This window comes from Maribacter sp. HS, from assembly GCF_048059195.1.
Lineage (GTDB): Bacteria > Bacteroidota > Bacteroidia > Flavobacteriales > Flavobacteriaceae > Maribacter > Maribacter dokdonensis.
The window spans coordinates 81,974-104,199 of record NZ_JAYLVV010000005.1 but is presented as its reverse complement, the minus strand read 5'-3'; the positions used below and the strand labels follow the sequence as shown (position 1 = coordinate 104,199).

Below are 22,226 nucleotides of genomic sequence, written 5' to 3'. Positions count from 1 at the left end.
AAAGTATCATTAGATCAATTTGGATTTCAAATGCCATTTACCAAAACTAAGTTATAAGCAATCACCCCTAAACAAAGAAGGAGATACTCTTAGCATCTCCTTCTCTTAAAATAATATGATTTTAAAGTTATTACCTATACAATGTAAAGTGACCTACATATTTGATGGCATCACTGTTGGCATTTACAACATACCAATAATCACCCGTAGGTACCTCTTTACCTTCATAGGTTCCGTCCCAGCCACTGACCTCATCCAGTACAGCTACTACCCTACCGTAACGATCGTAAATTTTAACCACTACACCATCAAATAGCTCTCTATTATTTGGAGACCAAATATCATTCAAGTTATCACCATCAGGTGTAAAGAAATTAGGAAATTCTAACATTCCGGTGAATTCAAAAGGTACGCTAAGCTCCAGTTCACAACCTCTTGCATCTCTAACACGAACATTTACTATTCCGCTTTCATTGGTCGTAAATACGGTCTCATCTCCAAAAGATTGTCCGTTGAAAAAGAATTCATACTCACCATAACCACCAGCGGCAGAAGCTTGAACTTCATTGGGACCAGTTTTATCAACTACCAAACTTAATGGCTCATAACCATCAATACTGAACTCAACACTATTGGTACAACCATTTTCATGATAAATATATACAATGTGATCACCGGCAGGTAAATCTCCCCATACATACTCATCCGTAGCATTAGCCGTAATAGCATCTGTAGGATCTATTGGATCCAAAGCAAACATTAGTTCCGGCAAAAGATTATCATTTTCCAGTTGAATAGTGGTTGTACTGGTAGGGAATATACCTTCACAACCATACTGCACCTGAGCTGCTGCGGTTAAATCTACTCCAATATCTATAGTAAATAATTCCGAAGCCGTACATTGGTTTACATCTTGTATATAGATAACATAAGATGCTCCACCCTGTAAGTCTTCTATTATTTCACCAGTATAGGGTGCAAACGTGGCGGTACCCGATTCATCTACCGGATCGATCATTTCTATTTTATATTCAAAATATGGTGTAGCACTTACTAAAGGATCATTGAAAGGAGTACCTCCAATGACATCAAATACCACAGTACCATTATTTGCGCCTATACATAACTCGGGTGTAGTATCTATATTGATCACCTCTATTTGATCAGGCTCTTCAATAGTAATAAAATCCTTTTCAAAACAGCCATTATCATCCTTGATCAAAATCTCATACGTACCTGCCGCCAACTCATCAAAAGTATATGTACCAGGGTTATCCGAATCACTAAAGAACTCATTAAAATTAGGAGCAATCGCAAACTGTATTAACCCTTCACCACCGGCGCTAACAGATACGGTTATGGTACCATCCTCTTCACCGTTACATGAAACATTTGTAGGCACGGCGTCAAAAATTATAGGATCAGGTCTAACTATTGCGAACGGACCTGCAATATCACTACAAGTAGCTCCACTAGTTACCGCTATATAGTATTCGGTTCCTTCAGCTAAACCTTCAAATGTACCGTTATCTTGTGGACCTCTTACCACTGTTGCAGTAGCTGCCGGATTAAAAGCATCAACAGGATCACCTTCGTATAAATAGAACACATCTTCACCTACACCGCCGTTCACAAAAGATTCTATTCTACCATCCAATTCAGATGCACAAGAAATATCATCTGGTAAGTTAGGCAATAACGTTATTCCCGTAGCATCGGTCATGGTAATACCATTTGATCTAATTGCGGGGCAAGCACCTGCTGCATTTACCTTTCTCACATCAAATTGATAAGTAATACCCTGTACTCCAGATATGGTAACAGAATTCACTGTCATTGGTTGATAGGTGCCAATGGTAACGCCGTTTTCTACCCTTAAATATTCATAAGTAAACAAAGGGTCAGGGTTTTCAACGGTCATTCTCATTTCGCCATCCCCTCCACAACCAGGAACTCTTGTCTGTACCAATACCGGCTGAATTGGTGGTGGTGGATCTACATAATAAGCTTCGGTAACAAAAGAACATCCAAAACTAGACGAAACTTCTATTGCGTACCAGCCAGCACTAATGTACCCTCCACTATCACCAATAAAGGTTGGTGTATTCTGCAAACCACTTTCAGATACTACAGCCGTATTATCATCACCACTTAAATACAATAATGTATAATTGTAACCTGCACCAGGAAAACCACCACTTGCTCCTGCTGTTGCAGTAATAGCATCACCAGACGTAATATCATAAGCTTCTAAAACCGCATTATTACCATTGGGACAATCTAAACTCTGTGGTTCTCTAATACCGGCAACTATTTGCGGTACTTCTTCTAATTCTATCTCCACTGTATTTGTACACCCTTCTACATCCCTAATTTCTATCTCATAGAAACCGAAAGACAAGCCGGTAAATTCATTATCATTGGAAAATGCAGCAATTTCAGTGGTATAAGTAGCACCATTATCCGTGCTCATTAATAATCTATACTCATAAGGAGTAGTATCCCAACCACCAGTACCTGTAGCAACAATTTCACCTGTGTCATTGGTACAGCTAACATTTCCTATAGACTCTGCCGTAACTTGTAGCGGACCGTTAGGTGTTCTAATATTGGCAACATTACTGATACCTGCACAATATGGATTACCCACAGAAACCACATCTACAATTAAATTACCACCAGGTAAATTATCTATACGGGCTTCATCACCATTAACATCAGGGAAATTATTGGTATCAAAAGTTCCTGAAGCCAAAGGAGTTGTTCTAGCATCATCAGTAGCCTCATAAACGATATAATCATATACACCATTATAATCACCTACGGTGATGAACAATGCTCCATCGTTACCAGGCACCGCACAGCTAACCGGTTTAGCCTCACTTATTAACACTGTTGGTGCAATAGGCGTGTTAACCGTGTGCACAGGCATTGGATAGGTACAACCTACTGTATTATCAACGATTTCGAATAAATAATCACCAACATCCGGTAAAAACACGTCTACATAATTATTTCCGGCTGAATTTGTTACTGGAGCAACTGTTGTAACCGAAACCGTATTTACAGTAAAGTCAGCTGTACCCGCAACTTCTATACGTACACGTTCATCATCTCTACAATTTAAAATATCAATATCTATGATTGTGGGTACAACATCTGTTGGCGGATTGATCGTAGGCACATCAAATGTAGTTTGACAACCATTGCCATCTATAGCATAAACCGTAATATTCTGAGCAGAACCATTATCAATGATTTCAAATGTATTACCTGTTTGATAGTTCTCGAACCCGGTAATACTATATTGATAACCAGAACCTATAGTACCGACATCAACAACGTTCACGGTAATAATGGTGGAACTATATCTATTAGCACCTGGTTCACAGGAAAAATCCGCTGCGCTGGCAGTAATACTAAAATCATCGGGGTTATTTATGGTATGTACCGAAGACAACACCTCACAGTTACGTGCAGTAACTACTTGTACTTGGTAATCTCCCGCAGGCAAACCTGAAAAGGCTCCCGTATTATTCCTTGTAACTTCCGTTGTACCAGATGTAACATCATTTAGGATATAGGTTAACGGAGTATCTTGCGAAGTAAAAGGAACCATTGCATTTGCAGGACCAACTATTACTTCTATAAACCCATCATTCTCATCTCTACAGCTAATATCATCAGCATCTTGAGCAACAATTACTGGTTGAGCAGCCTGATTAAGAATAATGTTAGATACCGTAGTTTCACAAAAACCAGTTCCATCATTTACAACACGGTCAGTGATTACAACTTGGTAATTACCAGGTTCTAAACCAGTGAATACTGGATCATTGGTTTGTAAGATCGGTGCCACCGCATTTGAATTATAATCTATACCTGTTAATTCATAATCGAAATCTCCACTTCCGCCATTGGTAGTTATTGTAATTTCTCCATCAGCATCATTACAAGTACTATCAGTAGTAAAGTCACCTGTTGCAGACAAGAAATCATATACCGTGGCAGTACCTTGACTTGTACATCCATTGGCATCAACTACATCTACTACATAATCACCTGGACTGCTTACCGTGTAAGTGTAAGTCCAATTTGTACCATCATCCGTAGGCAATTGTTCATCACCACCCAGAGTAAATCTCGGTGTATTCAAAGAATTTGGTACGGTAACAGTAATATCAAATGCCGTTGAGGTAGGATCACATTGATTAACAACGGTAAAAGTAGGTGCCGGTAAATCTGGATCTAAAGAAATAATGGTAGCAATATCAAAAGATGTACATCCGCTAGCATCTCTAACATATACGTCATAATCACCATCAGGAGCTGTAAATGTGGTATCTGTTGTCCAATCAGTACCAGTAGGCACATCACCATTGTTCATAAAGGCGAATTCATATGGCCCGCCAGAACCACCTCTTCCTTGAACCGTAACTTGACCAAAGGCATTACAATTTGCAGGAACTTCCTGTAAAATATCAATATCCGGTAAATTCTGATCAATAGTCACAGATGCAGCATCTGTACAAGTATCAGTTAAATTTTCAACCAAAATTTGATAATCACCAGGCAATTCCGCGTAGGTACCGTTATAAGGTAAACCTGTAGTTGTCAAAGCAGCTTCTAACTCCGTTTCTGATCCATCTTCGTTATTGATCAATACTATTCTTAACTGATCACCAATAGTATAACCAGTAATTTCATAGGCTATTTCACCATTTCTGTTGATATCACAGGCACCAGGTGTGGAAGATGCCGTAACATCCAAAGAAGACGGACCCTCAACTGGTGGAATTTCTTGCTCATAGGTACAACCAGTACCCACATCCAATACTACAACAGTATACGCTACACCATATTGTATACCGTCCGTTGCATTGCTAAAAGTATGGTCATTGACCCCTGGTGTATTATTTAGATTATAGAATGATGGCTGATCCAACAATCTTATCTGATAAGACCCTGAACCTCCACTAACATTAACAGCATAGGTGAAAGCAGTATCATCACAATCAGCAGGTGCTGGTTGCGGAATTGGTGTAATTACCACTTCATTTGATGTAATGGTCACCGTATCAATATCGGTACAACCATGAGCATCAATTGTAATCACTGTGTAATCTCCTGTAACTAAAAGTGGATCTACAATTTGTACGGGTAAAGTAGCTGGGTCAACATCTTCCATTCTCGCAATTTCCACCCCTGTATTATCTTCTACAATAAAATCGAAATTTGGATAACCATCAGCAATAGCATCAATACTGATACCACCGCTAACTGGACCACTACCACTACAAACAGCCTGAACTTCAGAAACCGTAGTTGCTGGTGGCGGTGTAGTGTCCTCCGAAATAACGAAGGAATCAGCTGGAGTCTCACAACCTCTAGCATCTCTTACCAAATAAGAATACGTTCCAACGGTCAAATTTGAAAATACAGTTTCTGAACCCCAACCATTTCCGTTAAAATTAACTTCATATGGTGGCACCCCACTTGTTGCATCCGGTGTTATTGTTACTGCTCCATTATTAGTTGAGCTACAGCTAACCGGTCTAGTGGTAATATGGGCTGCCGCAATATTTTGTGGTGGGTTCAACGTTATTGCAACCGATTCGGCAACACAACCACTACTTGTAGTATTGTTATCCGTAATTCTAAAGACATAATCGCCCGGTATAGCGGTATCGTATAAAAAGTTGTTGGAAGTCAATGGTATTGCCGCACCAAAAGTTACCCCGTTATCAGAACTAACTTCATATTGTTTAGCCCCAGCGCCTGCAGTATAGCCACCGTTCACCTGAACTCTTATTTGACCAGGAGCTCCTCCACAAGGTATTTCAGTTTCAATACTGGTGTTTACCCTTAATTGGGGCTCAATGGTTATAGGTAAGCTATCCGAACAATCATTACCATCTACCACCTCAATAGTATAGTTACCAGGAGAAAGGCCTGAGAAAGAAGCACTCGCCTGTAAAGTTCCACCATTAATTCTATATTGGTGCGTACCTACTGCTGCAGTACCAGCGGTTGAGGTTACGGCAACCGTAGCTCCTACGCCGGCTACAAAACAAAAATCTGAAGACGGACCATCTAATGCAATAGTTGGCGCATCAATTGGGTTTAAGTCAAAAGTGAAGGTATCTGTACAACCTTCAGCATCTTCTACAGATAATGTGTATGTTCCCGCTGCAGAAAGATTACTAAAGGTTCTTCCAGATCGTGGACCTATTTGTGGTCCTACCGGAGGAGTCAAGGTATATCTATATGTTCCCCAACCACCGGTTGCATTTGCTCTTACACTTCCTAAATTACCATTGGCACAGCTCATTGCAGTAACCGTACTCGTGGATAAATCTAAAACAGGAGCCTCTTCAATATCAAAAGAGGTAGTATCCGTACAACCGGTATCGGCATCGGTTACTGTAATGGTATAGGTACCTGCACCTGATAAAGGAAGTGCTACTTCATTATTATTTTGAGGTCCTCCAGTGAATAATCCACCATTAATGTCATAGGTATAATTGTTAGCAAAACCATCTACAACAAAGGATCCCGTACCATCGGTTGCACCGTTACATACCCTTAAGTCGCCACCAGATTTTACTCGTACCCTAATAGAACTTATTTCAACCGGTCTAAAACCTTCAGTATATGAACATCCGTTAACATCGGTTATTTGAAAGATATACGCTTGTGAGGTCATTAAACCCGTAAACGTATCATTAGTACCATTGTCAACAAACGCCGGACTAATTATTTCATATCTATTTATTGCAGCATTACTAGTAGGTGTCAACTGAACATCTGTAGTACCTGCTGCACAACTTGTATTACTTTGTGCAAAATCTAAATCCGTAGGTGGATCAACATCTAAAATATCAATAGCAGTAAGTTCTAATCTACAACCGCCAGCATCACGAATGATCGGTGTATAAGTTCCTGCTGCCAAATCTGTGTACGAAGTAACAGTTGAGAAGTTTACACCATCAATACTAAACTCATAACCACTACCCGAGCCTCCTGAAAATGGACCAGCAAAATCAATTTGACCACCTACCGTTCCAGCTCCAGAACAGGTTACATCTGCCACTTTAGTAGCGCTTCCTGTCAATGACCCCACAGTATCTACGGTTACAGATGGTAGATCTAACGTACATTCAAAACCTCCCTGTTGGTATCTTACCTCTATATCATTATAGGTACCTGCCGCAACAGAAATCTGTGGCGTACTTACCCAAGGATCAGCTGCACTTTCCCTATATGAAATATTATAACCTCTACCATTATTAATGGTGAACTCTAATTTTGCACCACCATTACTACAGGTACCATCTATACCTGCAACTGTAACATCTGGCGGCAATAAATCTTCTACATCAGATGATGCATTTATAATACAGCCGTTACTATCCGTAATAACAAAATCATAAGTTCCTGCAGAGGTTACCGTATATGTGGTAGTACCAGAATCGGTAGCAGCATTTCCAAAAGAAGGTTGTACCGGACCACCATTAACCGTAAACGTATAAGGTGCAGAACCACCTGAAGTATTTAAGGTTATATCTACACTTGAGATATCAGAACACCCAAAACTACTGTTTACCTCTGTAGATGCATCTAAAGCAGAAGCACCGGCACCAATAGTTAATGGATTACCATTAACATCAACACTTTGCCTAGGTGGATCAATTCCATTTAACGGATCACCAGTACATTGCTGTGTTTCTACCTGTACCGTATAAGTTCCAAAACCTACAGCAGAAAAAGTGTAGGGATTTGTAGAAACAAAAGCGGTAAACTCTTGGGCAACGCCACTAGAATTAAGCAAGGTGTATTTATATGGACCAGGAACGTTTGAGGCGGTTACGGTAATACTACCGGTATCACCACTACAAAGGGCATCTGTAAACGTTGCCGAAATCTCAATTTCCTTTTCTTCTATAACTATAGGCTCATATGGGTATTCACAAGTATTTGCCGTATTTCTCAATCTAGCTTTTACATTATATGTACCAGGTGCCAAGTTAGAGAAAATAGCTCCTTGCCAAGCGCCAAATCCGCTACCACTATCAATAGCAAATTCATAGGCACTAGAAAGATTTGTTATTTGAATTCTACCATCAACCCCACATATATAGTCTTGTTTTACATAAGTTTGGGTAATGGTACTTTTTTTAACCTTAAAGTAATAAGGTTGTCCGTCTACTAAAACCCTATACTCAGCTCCAGAAGTAGAGGGTACAGAGCTCGCATCAAGAGTAAAGGTTTGTTGCCCAGTTACAACATTTGAATAACAAGAAGCGGTGGTATTAGGACATTCAGTATTAACATCAGGTGAACAAGAACCTCCCAATTCTTGCCATATGACACTACTATATGGACCTCCTGATAAACTTATTATACGATCATCATAATCCCCACATAAATTAAACCGGGCAATTGTAAATCCGTTATCGTTACACGTTTCGGTAGCATCTGCACCTACAATAACCGTATTGAACATTGCAGGAGCTGCCAAGCTAGCTTTTTGCGTAAGCGCTTCTTTATTTTCTTTTATGGGTTGATTTGTGGTAGAAATCGAAACAGCCTTTTCGATTACATGGGCCACCTCTGCATACAAAGTACTTACTTTGGAGTTGGCCAGAGCCGTAGTACCAATTACTGAAATAACAATCAGAAACAGTACATACAGCGTATACCGCTGTTGTTTTGGGAGCATAGGTTAAGTTTCGTTTTTAAGAACAATTTCGATTTGGGATCTTTATAGTTCTTTGGTGTAATTTTTTACTTATATTTTGTCTTTAATTTAATCACGTGTTCTTTAATATATTTCTAACGCCTCAATATGAAAAATAGTATTATCATCCCGCTTTTATTCGTTGTAACGCTTAATTTTTCTTGCGCACAAAACCCTGAAAATAAAGTAAATACCCCAAAAGAGATGTTTTTCACCCCTGAGCTGTTCATCGATCAGCTACAGATTCCATGGGGCTTTACATTCCTTCCCGACAATAGTTTATTAATCACTGAAAAAGAAGGGAAATTGATACATTTTAACAAGGGCAAAAAATCGATAATCGGTAATACTCCTGAAGTTTATAATAGAGGCCAGGGCGGACTTTTAGATATTGCATTGCACCCAAAGTACAAAGAAAATGGTTGGATCTATTTAACCTATGCCTCTGTAGAAGGAAAGGAAAAAGGAGGGCACACTGCCCTAATGAGAGCAAAATTAAAGAACAACTCATTGACCGAACAGCAAGTATTGTACAAAGCAACACCTAACACTACCAAAGGACAACATTTTGGATCTAGAATTGCCTTTGACAAAAACGGTTTTCTATACTTTTCTATAGGTGAACGTGGCGACAGGGATACCAACCCGCAAGACATAAAAAGAGATGGGGGCAAAATTTACCGTTTGCACGATGATGGACGTATACCTGCAGACAATCCCTTTCAGGATGTCAAAGGTGCCAAAACAGCTATTTATAGTTATGGACACCGAAATCCCCAAGGCTTGATCATGCACCCCGTAACAGGAGAAATTTGGGACCATGAACACGGACCGCGAGGTGGCGATGAAATCAATATCATTAAAAAAGGTGCAAATTATGGTTGGCCATTAGTTACTTATGGCATTAATTACGGCGGAACACCTATTACTGATAAAACCGAAATGAAAGGTATGGAACAGCCTATTCATTATTGGGTACCCTCTATTGCACCTAGCGGCATGACTTATGTTACTAGTGACATCTACAAAAACTGGAAAGGGAGTATATTGGTAGGATCTTTAGCTTTCCAATATTTAGAACGATTGATTTTGGATGGTAACAAAGTAATTGCTAGGGAAAAATTAATGGACGGTATGGGAAGAGTTCGTGCCGTACATGAAGGTCCGGACGGATTAATTTATGTAGCTGTTGAAGGAAAAGGAATCTATAAATTGATTCCGAAAAGCTAAAGCATAAAAAATAGCCTGAATATAAATTTAAATATTCAGGCTTTCTCTTTAGCTAGAAGTAATCATCGTCTTTATTGTTTACCAGCATCTATAGCCAGTTTAACAGACCCATGCTTTTTCAATAAGGCAGCAGCTTCGGTATAATCAATATCAAGACCTTCCATAATATAACGAGTACCACGATCAACAAGCTTATCATTGCTCAATTGCATGTTTACCATCTTGTTCCCCTTCACCCTACCTATTTTAATCATTAAGGCAGTAGATATCATATTCAATACTAATTTTTGAGATGTACCGCTTTTCATTCTAGTGCTCCCGGTCAGAAATTCAGGTCCCACATTAATTTCAATGGGAATATCCGCAATTTTTGCAATAGGAGCGCCAGGATTGTTGGTAATTGCAGCCGTTAAAATTCCATTTTTCTTTGCATCTTCCAGTCCCCCAATTACATAAGGAGTACTACCAGATGCCGCTATACCGACTACAACATCGGTATCATTGATATCATGCATCATTAAATCTACCCATGCCTGCTGTATGGCATCTTCAGCATTTTCTACAGCTTTTCTTATAGCCGTATCTCCGCCTGCGATCAAACCAACAACACGTTCATGTGGCATACCAAAAGTTGGGGGTATTTCAGAAGCGTCAAGAATACCCAAACGCCCACTGGTTCCTGCCCCAATATAAAATAGCCTACCTCCTTTTGCAAAACGTTCTGCCAAAGCATCTACAAGCTTAGTAACCTGTGGAATAGTTTTCTCTACCGCCAATGCCACTTTCTTATCCTCTTCGTTCATTTTGTGAAGAATGGTCTGGGTATCCATTAACTCCAAATTATTATGATTAGAAGGAGTTTCGGTGATTTTTTTATAATCCATTTAATTATATAATTTTTATATCGTGATTTTTAAAGGCTTTCAATAACAGATCACTGGGGTTCAATTCAGTAATCATAGTATTAATAGAACTAATATCACATGTTTTATATCGATGTTGAGAATTTAATTTTTCTGAAATAGACAATAATACAGTTTTTTTAGAGGCTTTTATAATCGCTTTTTTTATTTGAACGATATCCCAATCAAACTCCGTTAAGCCAAAGGTAGCATCTACATATCCCGTTCCTATAAAACTATAATCGAACCTAATTTCAGAAATATGGTGAATGGCATTTGCACCAATAGCGATCTGTGCTTCTTTTGAAATTTGACCGCCAATAGAAATCACATTAATATTGGCTTTATGAGAAAGTTCCATGGCAACGGGCAGACTTATGGTAAAACAGGTAAGATTTAAGTTTTCAGGTATTATTCGTGCCAATTCCATACACGTGGTTCCTCCGTCCAAAAAAATAACCGCACCATCTCGCAACATGGCAACTGCCTTGGTTGCAATTGTAACTTTATCCTCTAATTTATAAATATTAGTATTTCTTGCACTATTGGTCATAAATCCCATAGAAATGGCACCACCATGTACTTTTCTGAGCTTATTTTCCGCATCAAGCTCTTTTACATCTCGCCTAATGGTATCAATAGATACATCTAACGCCTCGGCAATATCTGTGATAAGAATTCTATTGTGCAGATCCACCTCATTTAAAATGGTTTGTTGGCGTTCCTCTTTTAACATATTAACGGCAATTTTCTAATAAACATGGCAAATATAGCGAATTTTATCAGATGCCGTTTTATGACGTTAATATATTGTAAAGTGTAGTTAAGGATAAATTAACAGCAAAAAGTCGCATAATTTATTGCAAAAAACTGCAGTTAATAAAAATAACGCATATATTTGCATGATTTAAAAATCCAAAAACCCATCAATATCAAATGAAAAACGCCGTAATAGATTCCAAAATTGACATTAGTCATAAACCCATTGGGCAATTCGAAGAAACCAGGTTTGAAAAAATTCATAATGTAATCTTTCAAGATTCAAATGAAGCTTCTATTCAAGTTGCTCATGAAATTGCAGCTTTAATAAAAAAGAGACAAGGGCAAAAAAGAAATTGCGTTTTGGGTTTAGCCACAGGATCGTCACCGATCAGGGTCTATGAAGAGTTGGTTCGCATGCATAAGGAAGAAGGTCTAAGTTTTAAAAATGTAATCACTTTTAACTTAGATGAATATTTACCCATGGAGCCAAATAATATTCAAAGTTATTTCTACTTCATGCACGAACATCTATTTAATCATGTAGATATACCTGAAAAGAATATTCACATTCCAGATGGCACGGTAAGCAACGAAGAAACTACGGCTTATTGTTTAAGCTACGAGCGTAAAATTAAAGAACATGGAGGGCTGGATTTTCAACTTTTAGGTATTGGCAGAACAGGGCATATTGGTTTTAACGAACCTGGATCTCACTTTAATTCCGGCACACGAGTAATTACATTAGATCATATTACACGAGTAGATGCCGCACCTTCTTTTTTAGGCATAGACAATGTACCTAGAAAAGCCATTACCATGGGTATTTCAACGGTAAGAAAAGCTAAACGTATTGTTTTATTAGGTTGGGGTCAAAACAAGGCGAACATTATTAAGAAAACAATTGAAGGGGAAATATCTTCACACGTACCGGCAACATATTTGCAAGAGCATGACAATTGCACCTTTGTTCTTGATACGGGTGCCGGAAGCGAATTGACAAAAAACAAAACTCCATGGCTGGTAGATGCCTGTGAGTGGACAGAAGAATTGAAAGCTAAAGCTATCGTTTGGCTTTGCGAGACTACCGGAAAAACGATTTTAAGTTTAACCGATAAAGATTACAATGATAACGGTATGGCAGACTTACTTGCTCTAAATGATGCTTATAACCTGAACATTGAAATGTTCAACAAATTGCAACATACCATAACAGGTTGGCCTGGCGGAAAACCTAATGCAGATGACACTCACCGCCCAGAACGTGCCACTCCTGCAAAAAAGAGAGTGATAATATTTAGTCCGCACCCAGATGATGATGTCATATCAATGGGTGGTACGTTTGACAGGCTTGTAGAACAAGGTCATGAGGTGCACATTGTATATCAAACCTCTGGTAACATAGCGGTTTCTGATACAGACGCCAGGAAATATGCAGAAATAGCTTTACATATCAGTCCGTCAGACGAAGCTAATAAAATCATCAAATCTCTTTCGGAAAAGAATGAAACCCGTATAGACTCGCCAGAAGTTCGAAATTTAAAGGGCAAGATAAGAAGAGGAGAATCTTATGCGGCAACAAGATACATGGGGTTACAAGATGAAAATGTGCATTTTTTAGATCTGCCATTCTATGAAACGGGCACCATAAAAAAGAAAAATCTCTCTGATGAAGACATTACCATTGTCGCCAATATTATAAGCGATATAAAACCCCATCAAATATATGCAGCTGGTGATCTTGCCGATCCACACGGCACGCACAAAGTTTGTTTAGATGCAGTGTTTGCAGCCTGCGAAAAACTAAAGACCGAAGACTTTATGAAAGATTGTTGGTTATGGCTTTATAGAGGTGCTTGGCATGAGTGGGACATCAATGAAATTGAAATGGCAGTACCAATGAGTCCTGGTCAGGTTTTGAAAAAGCGTAATGCTATTTTCTGTCACCAATCCCAAAAAGATGGTGTCATGTTTCAAGGAGATGATTCAAGAGAATTCTGGATGCGCGCCGAAGAAAGAAATCGGGATACCGCTAATAAATACAAAGCAATGGGCTTATCATCATATGCAGCAATGGAAGCCTTTGTAAGACATAAATTCAACTAACAACTGAATTGAATTAAAAGGCCTATTTTTAAAATTAAAATGGGCCTTTTTTGTTAAAAGTCATCTAATCGGCTTCAACTTTATGATAAAACAGCTAACACTATTTGCTTTACTACTTATTCTTAATTCATGTGGCATTTTTAAGTCATATGAAAAATACCCTAAAAGTGAATTTAGAGGGGTTTGGGTCGCTACTGTGGTCAATATAGATTGGCCAAAGAATGGCAATGATTCAGCAGAAAAACAAAAAACCGATTTCTTAAAGATTTTAGATTTTTATGAAAGAGAGAATTATAACGCCGTAATAGTTCAAGTACGTGCAGCCGGCGATGCTTTTTACCAATCTGATTATGCGCCATATTCACGATTTTTAACAGGAGAAGAAGGTACAGCCCCCAAATGGAATACAGACGTCCTAGAATGGATGATCAACGAAACCCATGAAAGAGGCATGGAGTTCCATGCGTGGTTAAATCCGTACAGGGCAACTTTCGATGAAAATTTTGAAGTATTATCAGAAACTCATGACTACTGTACCCACCCAGAGTGGATAGTGCATTATGGCAAGAAAAATTATTACAACCCAGGTTTGCCAGAAGTTCGCAACCACTTTTCAAATATTATAGCGGAGTTAGTGACTAATTATGATGTAGATGCCATACACTTTGATGATTATTTTTATCCTTACAAGGTTTTAAATGAAGTTTTTGATGACTCGGTCGCCTTTAAAATGTACGCACAAGAGCATCAAAAATTAGATGATTGGAGACGTAGTAATATTGACTCTTTAGTAAGACAGTCTCACGAAACCATAAAATCAATTAAACCTTGGGTTCAGTTTGGTATAAGTCCGTTTGGGGTTTGGAAAAATAATAGTACAGATCCAAAAGGTTCTGACACCAAAGCAGGACAAACTACTTATGAAGATTTGTATGCCGACCCATTACTTTGGATGGAAAAAGGTTGGATAGATTATTTAGCACCCCAAGTATACTGGAGCATGGGTCTACCTGTAGCATCGCACAGAAAAATTGTTGATTGGTGGGCAAAGAACAACAATAACACTAATCTATATGTAGGTAACGGACCTTATAAGATTAGAAATAACAGCGATAAAGCTTGGGAAGAAAAAAAAGAATTGCCCATGCAATTAGAGTTGGCGCGTAACACACCGCAAATACAAGGCAATATCATGTTCAGTGCCAAATCATTAATGACTGACAAAGATGATGTGGTAGAATATATTCACAAAAAATACTATAAGAGACCAGCATTGAATCCTATTTCTGGCTTAGCCAAAAACCACACGATAAAAACACCAAAATTGGTAAGTGCAAGTAAAAACGATACTGAATTATCACTAGAGTTCAATGACTTGAACAATATAAGATTTGCTTTAGTCTACTCATCTGGCATAAGGGTTAAAGACACCTATGACATAAAGAAATTAAGATCGAAAATTTATGTTGAGAACAATAACACAAGCCTAAACATACCACTTGACCAGTTGAAGAAAAAGTACAACGCCATTAATTTCATTGATGTTTACGGTAAAGAGACCACTCCAATAATTATTAATTTAAAACAAGTGAATAAGTAGTATGGTACAAAAAGACAAAGGAGCTTGGGCATGGGTACCTGTGCTTTATTTCACACAAGGTTTGCCCTATGTATTGGTAGTTACGGTTTCCGTAATCATGTACAAAAAATTAGGGGTCAGCAATGAAGACATAGGCCTATACACCAGTATTCTCTATTTACCATGGGTACTTAAACCATTATGGAGTCCGTTCGTTGATTTAAAAAGCACCAAACGAAAGTGGTTTTTAAGCATGCAACTATTAATAGCTGTTGCATTGTTAGGTGTGGGCTTAACATTGCCTACTAATATGTTCTTTGTTTCATCTTTGGCCTGTTTCTGGATGGCTGCATTTGCCTCTGCCACCAATGACATTGCTTCAGATGGATATTACATGCTTGGCTTAACAGAAAAAAAACAATCGTTCTTTGTTGGCATGAGAAGTACTTTCTACAGACTTGCCATGGTAACGGGCGAAGGTTTAATAGTTGTACTTGCCGGTTTCTTGGAAAACAAATATGGCGACAACACCAAAGCTTGGAGCATAACTATGTCAGCTGCCGCTTTTTTAATGTTGATCATGACTGTTGCCAACTTTTTTGTTACACCAAAATATGAATCTGAAAATACGGAGGATAAAGAAAAACCAGCAGGCTTTTTAGAGGTATTTGCATCATTTTTTAAAAAACCGGGCATAGGTATTGCGTTAGCTTTTATTCTTACGTACCGTTTAGGTGAATCACAATTGGTAAAAATGGCGTCCCCTTTTTTATTGGACTCACCCGATAAAGGCGGATTAGGATATTCTACGGAACAATTGGGAACTATTTTCGGTACCGTAGGAGTTATTTTTCTTTCCGTTGGCGGTATATTGGGTGGTATCTTAATCTCGCGCGATGGTTTAAAAAAATGGATGTTACCCATGGTACTTTCATTGAACCTGCCTAATATTCTTTACGCCGTTTTGGCCATGACCAATACTACAAGTATCTATGCCGTTACGGCAACAGTGGTTTTTGAAAAATTTGGATATGGTTTCGGTTTTGCCGCCTTTTTAATGTACCTCATTTACATTGCCGAGGGCAAATCTAAAACATCTCACTACGCCATTGCCACCGGTTTTATGGCCTTAGGGATGATGCTACCCGGTATGATCAGCGGTTACATGCAGCAATGGCTGGGGTATGACGGCTTTTTTGTATGGGTAGTCATTGCGGCCCTACCAGCACTCTTACTTTTAAAATTTATTACCTACCCAGCAGATTTCGGGAAAAAAACAACGGTTACCAATGAATAGATTACTACCTACAAATAAAGCCTTAAAGCAACTTTCACTTTCAGAAAAAGTTGGTCAATTATTTATACCCGCAGCTTTTATAAATGATACCGAAGAAGAAATACAGCAGCTAGAAAAATTAATTTCTGAACACCATGTTGGCGGGCTTTGTTTTTTTCATTCACGCGCAAGTGCTGCAACTAACTTTGAAGGCAAAAAGAAAATTGTTGTCAATGAAAATAGTTTTGAAACTTTAAAAAACCTCATCAAAAGATATCAAAAAGCGGCTACTTACCCCCTATTGATTTCCATTGATGCGGAATGGGGTTTGGCCATGCGCATAGAAAACACCCCCCAATATCCGTACGCCATTACCTTAGGAGCCAATAAGGACAATAAAGACTTAGTATTTAAAGTAGGCCAGAACATTGCCAAAGATTGTAAAGCCGCAGGAATACATTGGAATCTTTCTCCTGTAGTAGATGTCAACGTAAACCCTAACAACCCTGTAATTGGGTATAGATCCTTTGGTGATGACAAAGAACAAGTAATCACATTGGCAAAAGCATTTGTAAAAGGAACCCAGTCCGAAGGTGTACTTACAAGCATTAAGCATTTTCCCGGACATGGAGACACGGCTACAGATTCACATTTGGGGCTTCCTGTTATAGAGAAAACAAAAGCCGAGTTATTGGAGACTGAGCTCTACCCGTTTCAAAAATTAATTGATGAAGGTGTAGATTCCGTGATGGTAGGTCATTTATCTGTGCCTGCACTGACCACTAGCCCAGAATTACCATCTAGCATTAATAAAGATATAATAACCGGTGTATTAAGGCATGAAATGGGCTTTGACGGAGTAGTCATTTCAGATGCCTTGAACATGCATGCAGTATCTAAAAACTACCCGACCAAAGGAGAATTGGAATGGTTGGCCTTTAATGCAGGTAATGACGTTTTATGTTTTGCCGAGCATATAGAAGAAGGCATTCAATGTATTTTAAAAAATGCATCGGAAGCACAAATTAACAAGAGTATAGAACGTATTTGGAAACTGAAAGCAAAGGCAATATCAGAAGTTGATTCCACTCTAGAATTAACAGACCCAAGTGCTCTGAACAAACAAATAGCGGAGCGATCAATCACCTTACATAATGGCACTGCGCAAGATATTGAACATTTTAGAACAACCAATTTCTGCACATTGACACTTAAAAGGTTTACCACAGATCAAATGAACCAAGACATTGTTGAAAATATTACGGCAATGCGAAAAGAAGTTGAAAATGAAACCGAGATTCTTTTGCTGCTAACTCCTCCTCAAATAAAACCAACCAATAATTTTGGTTTTCTTCAAGAGGAAATAGATTTTTTAAATGATTTAATCATTACCAAAAAAGTGGTCCTGTATCATTTTGGAAACCCATATGCTCTACAATCTTTTAAAACGGATAAAACAATGGCTACCGTAATTGCATATCAGAATTTCAAAGAGTTTCAAGACGTTGCCACAGCACATTTTATGGGTACATTAGAGGCAAAAGGAAAATTACCTGTAAAACTAAATTAGAGTCTTATGAATCATAGCGGATGGGCTAGAGTAATTGCATTGATATTTCCATATTTTATAATAGTTGGTCTATTTCAACTTGCCGGTGCTTTCGTTGCCGGTATTCCATTTGGTGATAAAGATTTTCAAGAAACCTCTCTTCAGCAACTAATCATGACATTTTTCTCGTTTTTAGGAACGCTACTTTTAGTCTGGATTTTCATGAAATATATGGACAAGCAAAATTTTATGGACGTTGGGCTTCAGATTAAAAACAGAAAAAACGATATTATAACAGGTACTCTACTTGGGTTGGTCATAATGGGATTGGCCTATGTTAGTTTATGGGCAGCCGAAGAAATTATCTATACTGAATTTAACTTTGATGTATTAGAGTTAATCTATACTACATTACTGTTCATACTTGTAGCCATTTTAGAAGAAGTTCTTTTTAGAGGGTATATTCTAAAGAACCTTATGCTATCCTTTAACAAGTATATCGCACTTATAATTTCTTCTATAGTGTTCGCCATAGCTCATGGAGCAAATCCAAATATTAGTCTTTTCAGTTTAACAGGCCTTTTTTTAGCAGGAATTGCACTGGGGGTCTCATACATCTACACAAAAAATTTATGGTACCCTATAGCCTTCCATTTTAGTTGGAATCTATTTCAATCCTTGTTCGGCTTTAATGTAAGCGGACAAGATATCTATAGTATCATAGAGTTCACTGTTCCAGAAAATAATATGATGAACGGAGGGCAATTCGGTTTTGAAGGCTCTATTTTTTCATTAATAACAGAACTAACACTGGTAGCACTGATCATTTATTATTATCAAGTAAAAAAACGGCAACCCATCAGAAATGAAAACATATAAAATTATCGGTCTCATGTCAGGCACATCATTAGATGGCCTTGATTTAGCTTACTGTCACATTTGGGAGAAAAAAGGAACTTGGCAATTTGAAATCAAAGAAACCAAGAGCATTAAGTATTCAACTGAAATGTTGAACACCTTAAAAAATGCCATTGATTTATCTGCAGAAAAACTTATAGAATTACATAACACCTATGGCACTTGGCTAGGAGAACAGGTTTTGACCTTTGTTAACGACTATTCGTTGGCAGTAGATTATATTGCCAGTCATGGTCATACCACTCACCATAGACCAGAGATGGGGCTTACATTTCAAGTTGGCTCAGGACAGCATTTGGCAAATGCTTGCGGTATAAAAGTCATCTGTGATTTTAGAACAAATGATTTGGCATTGGGTGGTCAAGGAGCTCCTCTAGTACCTATTGGTGATAGTATTTTCTTTACTCAATATGATTTCTGTTTAAATTTAGGTGGCATCAGCAATATATCTTTTGATGTAAAAGGAAAGCGAATAGCTTATGATATTGGTTTAGCAAATATGATTCTCAACTATATCACCAGAAAGGTGGATCTAGAATACGACGAGGACGGTAAACTAGCCCGCAAGGGTAAAATAAACAAAACCATGTTAGAAAGGTTAAATGGTCTAGAGTACTATTTATTACCACACCCAAAATCTATTGGGTATGAGTGGTTTTTAGCCGAGGTAGTGCCCATTGTAGAAGATACCAAAGATACCTTAGAGAACTTGTTACACACCAGTGTTCATCATATCTGCGATAAAGTGGCACAACAGATTCAATTGAATTTTAAACACAACAACCAAGAATTATTGGTAACCGGTGGCGGAGCTTTAAATTCCTTTCTAACCGAAACATTACAAGCTAAATTGGGCGAAACCACAAATGTAGTGGTGCCCGAAAAAATAATTATAGAGTTTAAAGAAGCTTTGGTATTTGCGTTAATGGGCGTTTTAAGGGTTGAGCAACTAACAAATGTACTTTCCTCCGTAACTGGAGCAAAAAAAGATTCATCAAGTGGAGTATTGTTCATACCTAATTAAACTTTTATGCCTAATTTACTTGATAATCGAGATTTAAAATAATAGAGCCTTTACTCTGTCATGGTACAAGTTTTAAACGAATACGGCTTTAGTGCACTCTAAGCGTATTCACTCATTAAAATAGCATATAAAATGTCTGAAAAACAAAAGAAAGCTACCGCTTATTGGAAAGAAAATGTACGTTATTTATTCATCTTGCTGACCATTTGGTTTGCTGTATCATTTGGAGCTGGCATTTTATTTAAGGAAGCATTGGACACTATTAAAATCGGCGGATTTAAATTAGGTTTCTGGTTTGCGCAACAAGGGTCTATTTACATCTTTGTCATCCTAATTTTTGTTTATGTAAGACTCATGAACAAATTGGATAAAAAATACGGATACAACGATTAATCACACCAACTAAAACTAACAAAATGAATGTACAGACCTGGACATATATTTTAGTAGGACTCACCTTTGCACTATACATAGGTATAGCTATATGGTCTCGCGCAGGTTCCACAAAAGATTTTTATGTTGCGGGTGGCGGTGTTTCTCCATTAGCCAATGGTATGGCCACCGCAGCGGATTGGATGTCGGCAGCTTCATTTATCTCTATGGCAGGCATCATCTCTTTTGCTGGCTATGATGGTTCTGTATATTTAATGGGATGGACAGGTGGATATGTGCTTTTGGCCCTATTACTTGCTCCATATCTTAGAAAGTTCGGAAAATTCACCGTTCCGGATTTTATTGGTGACCGCTACTACTCAAAAACGGCTAGAATTGTAGCTGTGATCTGTGCACTGATCGTGTCGTTTACTTATGTGGCAGGACAAATGCGCGGTGTAGGTGTAGTATTCTCAAGATTTCTTCAAGTAGATATCAATACGGGGGTGATTATAGGAATGATCATCGTATTATTCTATGCCGTGTTAGGTGGAATGAAAGGTATTACCTATACCCAAGTAGCACAATACTGTGTGCTGATTTTCGCCTTTATGGTTCCTGCAATTTTCATATCCATACAAATGACAGGAAATCCTATACCTCAATTAGGAATGGGCTCCACCTTAAATGATGGGTCTGGAACTTTTTTATTGGATAAACTAGACGGATTATCTACAGAACTAGGTTTCAACGAATATACTGATGGATCTAAATCTGTCACCGATATTTTTGCCATAACCTTGGCTCTCATGGTAGGCACTGCAGGCTTACCCCATGTCATTGTTCGCTTCTTTACGGTGAAAAAAGTAAAAGATGCTCGTAAATCTGCCGGACTCGCCTTATTACTAATCGCTATTTTATACACCACGGCCCCGGCTGTTTCCGTATTTGCAAAAACCAATCTCATCAACACGGTCAGTAATGAAGAATATTCAAACATGCCTGTTTGGTTCAAAAATTGGGAAGAAACCGGACTATTATCTTTTGATGATAAAAATGAAGATGGCAAAATTCAATATGTAGCTGAAAAATCAAAGAATGAATTGACTATTGACAATGATATTATGGTATTGGCAAACCCCGAAATTGCGGATCTACCGGCTTGGGTAATTGCTTTGGTTGCCGCTGGCGGTCTGGCGGCTGCCCTATCAACAGCAGCAGGGCTATTGCTTGTTATATCTGCCTCGGTATCACATGATCTGGTCAAAAAAGTCTTTAAACCTAACATCTCGGATAAGGCGGAATTATGGGTCGCAAGGGGATCGGCCACCATTGCCGTAATAATTGCAGGGTACTTTGGTATAAATCCGCCAGGTTTTGTAGCTGCAGTTGTCGCCCTGGCATTTGGTCTTGCTGCCGCATCTTTTTTTCCGGCAATCGTACTTGGTATATTTTACAAAAAAATGAATAAAGAAGGTGCCATTGGCGGTATGGTCGTCGGCATCTTACTTATGCTCTTCTATATGACCAAATTTAAATTCGGTTGGTTTGGGGGCGGAGCATCAAACGATTGGTGGTTTGGAATTTCACCAGAAGGTTTTGGTAGCATCGCAATGATCGCTAATTTTATAGTAGCCATTATTATACTGCAATTTACTCCTGAACCTCCAGAAGATGTTCAAGAAATTGTAGAAAATATTAGAATACCCAGTGGTGCAGGTGAAGCTACGGGACATTAAACAACATAAATCAATTAGAAACAACAACGACC

At 38.4% G+C, this 22,226-nt stretch carries 12 protein-coding genes; 9 read left to right on the top strand and 3 right to left on the bottom strand.

What is annotated here, in order from left to right:
- Positions 1-130: 130 nt before the first annotated feature.
- Positions 131-8,722, bottom strand: coding sequence for a T9SS type B sorting domain-containing protein (locus tag VBZ51_RS13450; protein WP_416577256.1), 8,592 nt, complete (start codon positions 8,720-8,722; stop codon positions 131-133).
- 126 nt (positions 8,723-8,848) lie between these two features.
- On the opposite strand from VBZ51_RS13450, the gene VBZ51_RS13445 reads away from it, so the two are divergent.
- A complete protein-coding gene (locus VBZ51_RS13445) occupies positions 8,849-9,970 on the top strand; it encodes a PQQ-dependent sugar dehydrogenase (RefSeq protein WP_416577255.1) in 1,122 nt (373 codons plus the stop codon).
- A 71-nt stretch (positions 9,971-10,041) separates the two neighbouring features.
- On the opposite strand, the gene murQ is transcribed toward VBZ51_RS13445, so the two are convergent.
- Together murQ and VBZ51_RS13435 are read right to left on the bottom strand one after the other, a co-directional pair.
- On the bottom strand, positions 10,042-10,854 hold the full coding sequence (gene murQ, locus VBZ51_RS13440) for an N-acetylmuramic acid 6-phosphate etherase (protein WP_416577254.1): 813 nt from the start codon (positions 10,852-10,854) through the stop codon (positions 10,042-10,044).
- A gap of 4 nt (positions 10,855-10,858) precedes the next feature.
- Positions 10,859-11,608 (bottom strand): DeoR/GlpR family DNA-binding transcription regulator, encoded by a 750-nt coding sequence (locus tag VBZ51_RS13435; RefSeq protein WP_416577253.1) that lies wholly within the window; start codon positions 11,606-11,608, stop codon positions 10,859-10,861.
- A gap of 200 nt (positions 11,609-11,808) precedes the next feature.
- Here VBZ51_RS13435 and nagB point away from each other — a divergent pair, with 200 nt between their 5' ends.
- The 8 genes from nagB to VBZ51_RS13395 all read left to right on the top strand — a co-directional run bounded on the left by nagB (position 11,809) and on the right by VBZ51_RS13395 (position 22,194).
- Positions 11,809-13,737 carry a glucosamine-6-phosphate deaminase gene (nagB, locus tag VBZ51_RS13430; protein WP_071341786.1) on the top strand — a complete coding sequence of 643 codons (1,929 nt, stop codon included), beginning with the start codon at positions 11,809-11,811 and terminating at the stop codon, positions 13,735-13,737.
- A gap of 82 nt (positions 13,738-13,819) precedes the next feature.
- Entirely contained in the window at positions 13,820-15,337 is a 1,518-nt protein-coding gene (locus tag VBZ51_RS13425; protein WP_416577252.1) for a glycoside hydrolase family 10 protein, read from the top strand.
- Position 15,338: 1 nt separating this feature from the next.
- Positions 15,339-16,613 carry an MFS transporter gene (locus VBZ51_RS13420; protein ID WP_416577251.1) on the top strand — a complete coding sequence of 425 codons (1,275 nt, stop codon included), beginning with the start codon at positions 15,339-15,341 and terminating at the stop codon, positions 16,611-16,613.
- Entirely contained in the window at positions 16,606-18,162 is a 1,557-nt protein-coding gene (locus tag VBZ51_RS13415; protein WP_416577250.1) for a glycoside hydrolase family 3 protein, read from the top strand. Before VBZ51_RS13420 ends, VBZ51_RS13415 begins: the two co-directional genes overlap by 8 nt.
- 6 nt (positions 18,163-18,168) lie before the next feature.
- Positions 18,169-19,020, top strand: a complete 852-nt coding sequence (locus tag VBZ51_RS13410; protein ID WP_416577249.1) for a CPBP family intramembrane glutamic endopeptidase — start codon at positions 18,169-18,171, stop codon at positions 19,018-19,020.
- Complete coding sequence (locus tag VBZ51_RS13405; protein ID WP_416577248.1) at positions 19,007-20,083, top strand: anhydro-N-acetylmuramic acid kinase; 1,077 nt, start codon at positions 19,007-19,009, stop codon at positions 20,081-20,083. The genes VBZ51_RS13410 and VBZ51_RS13405 overlap by 14 nt, the downstream gene beginning before the upstream one ends.
- 132 nt (positions 20,084-20,215) lie before the next feature.
- Positions 20,216-20,476 carry a DUF4212 domain-containing protein gene (locus VBZ51_RS13400; protein ID WP_099191582.1) on the top strand — a complete coding sequence of 87 codons (261 nt, stop codon included), beginning with the start codon at positions 20,216-20,218 and terminating at the stop codon, positions 20,474-20,476.
- Between the two features lie 23 nt (positions 20,477-20,499).
- Positions 20,500-22,194 carry a sodium:solute symporter family protein gene (locus VBZ51_RS13395; RefSeq protein ID WP_416577247.1) on the top strand — a complete coding sequence of 565 codons (1,695 nt, stop codon included), beginning with the start codon at positions 20,500-20,502 and terminating at the stop codon, positions 22,192-22,194.
- Positions 22,195-22,226: the final 32 nt, after the last annotated feature.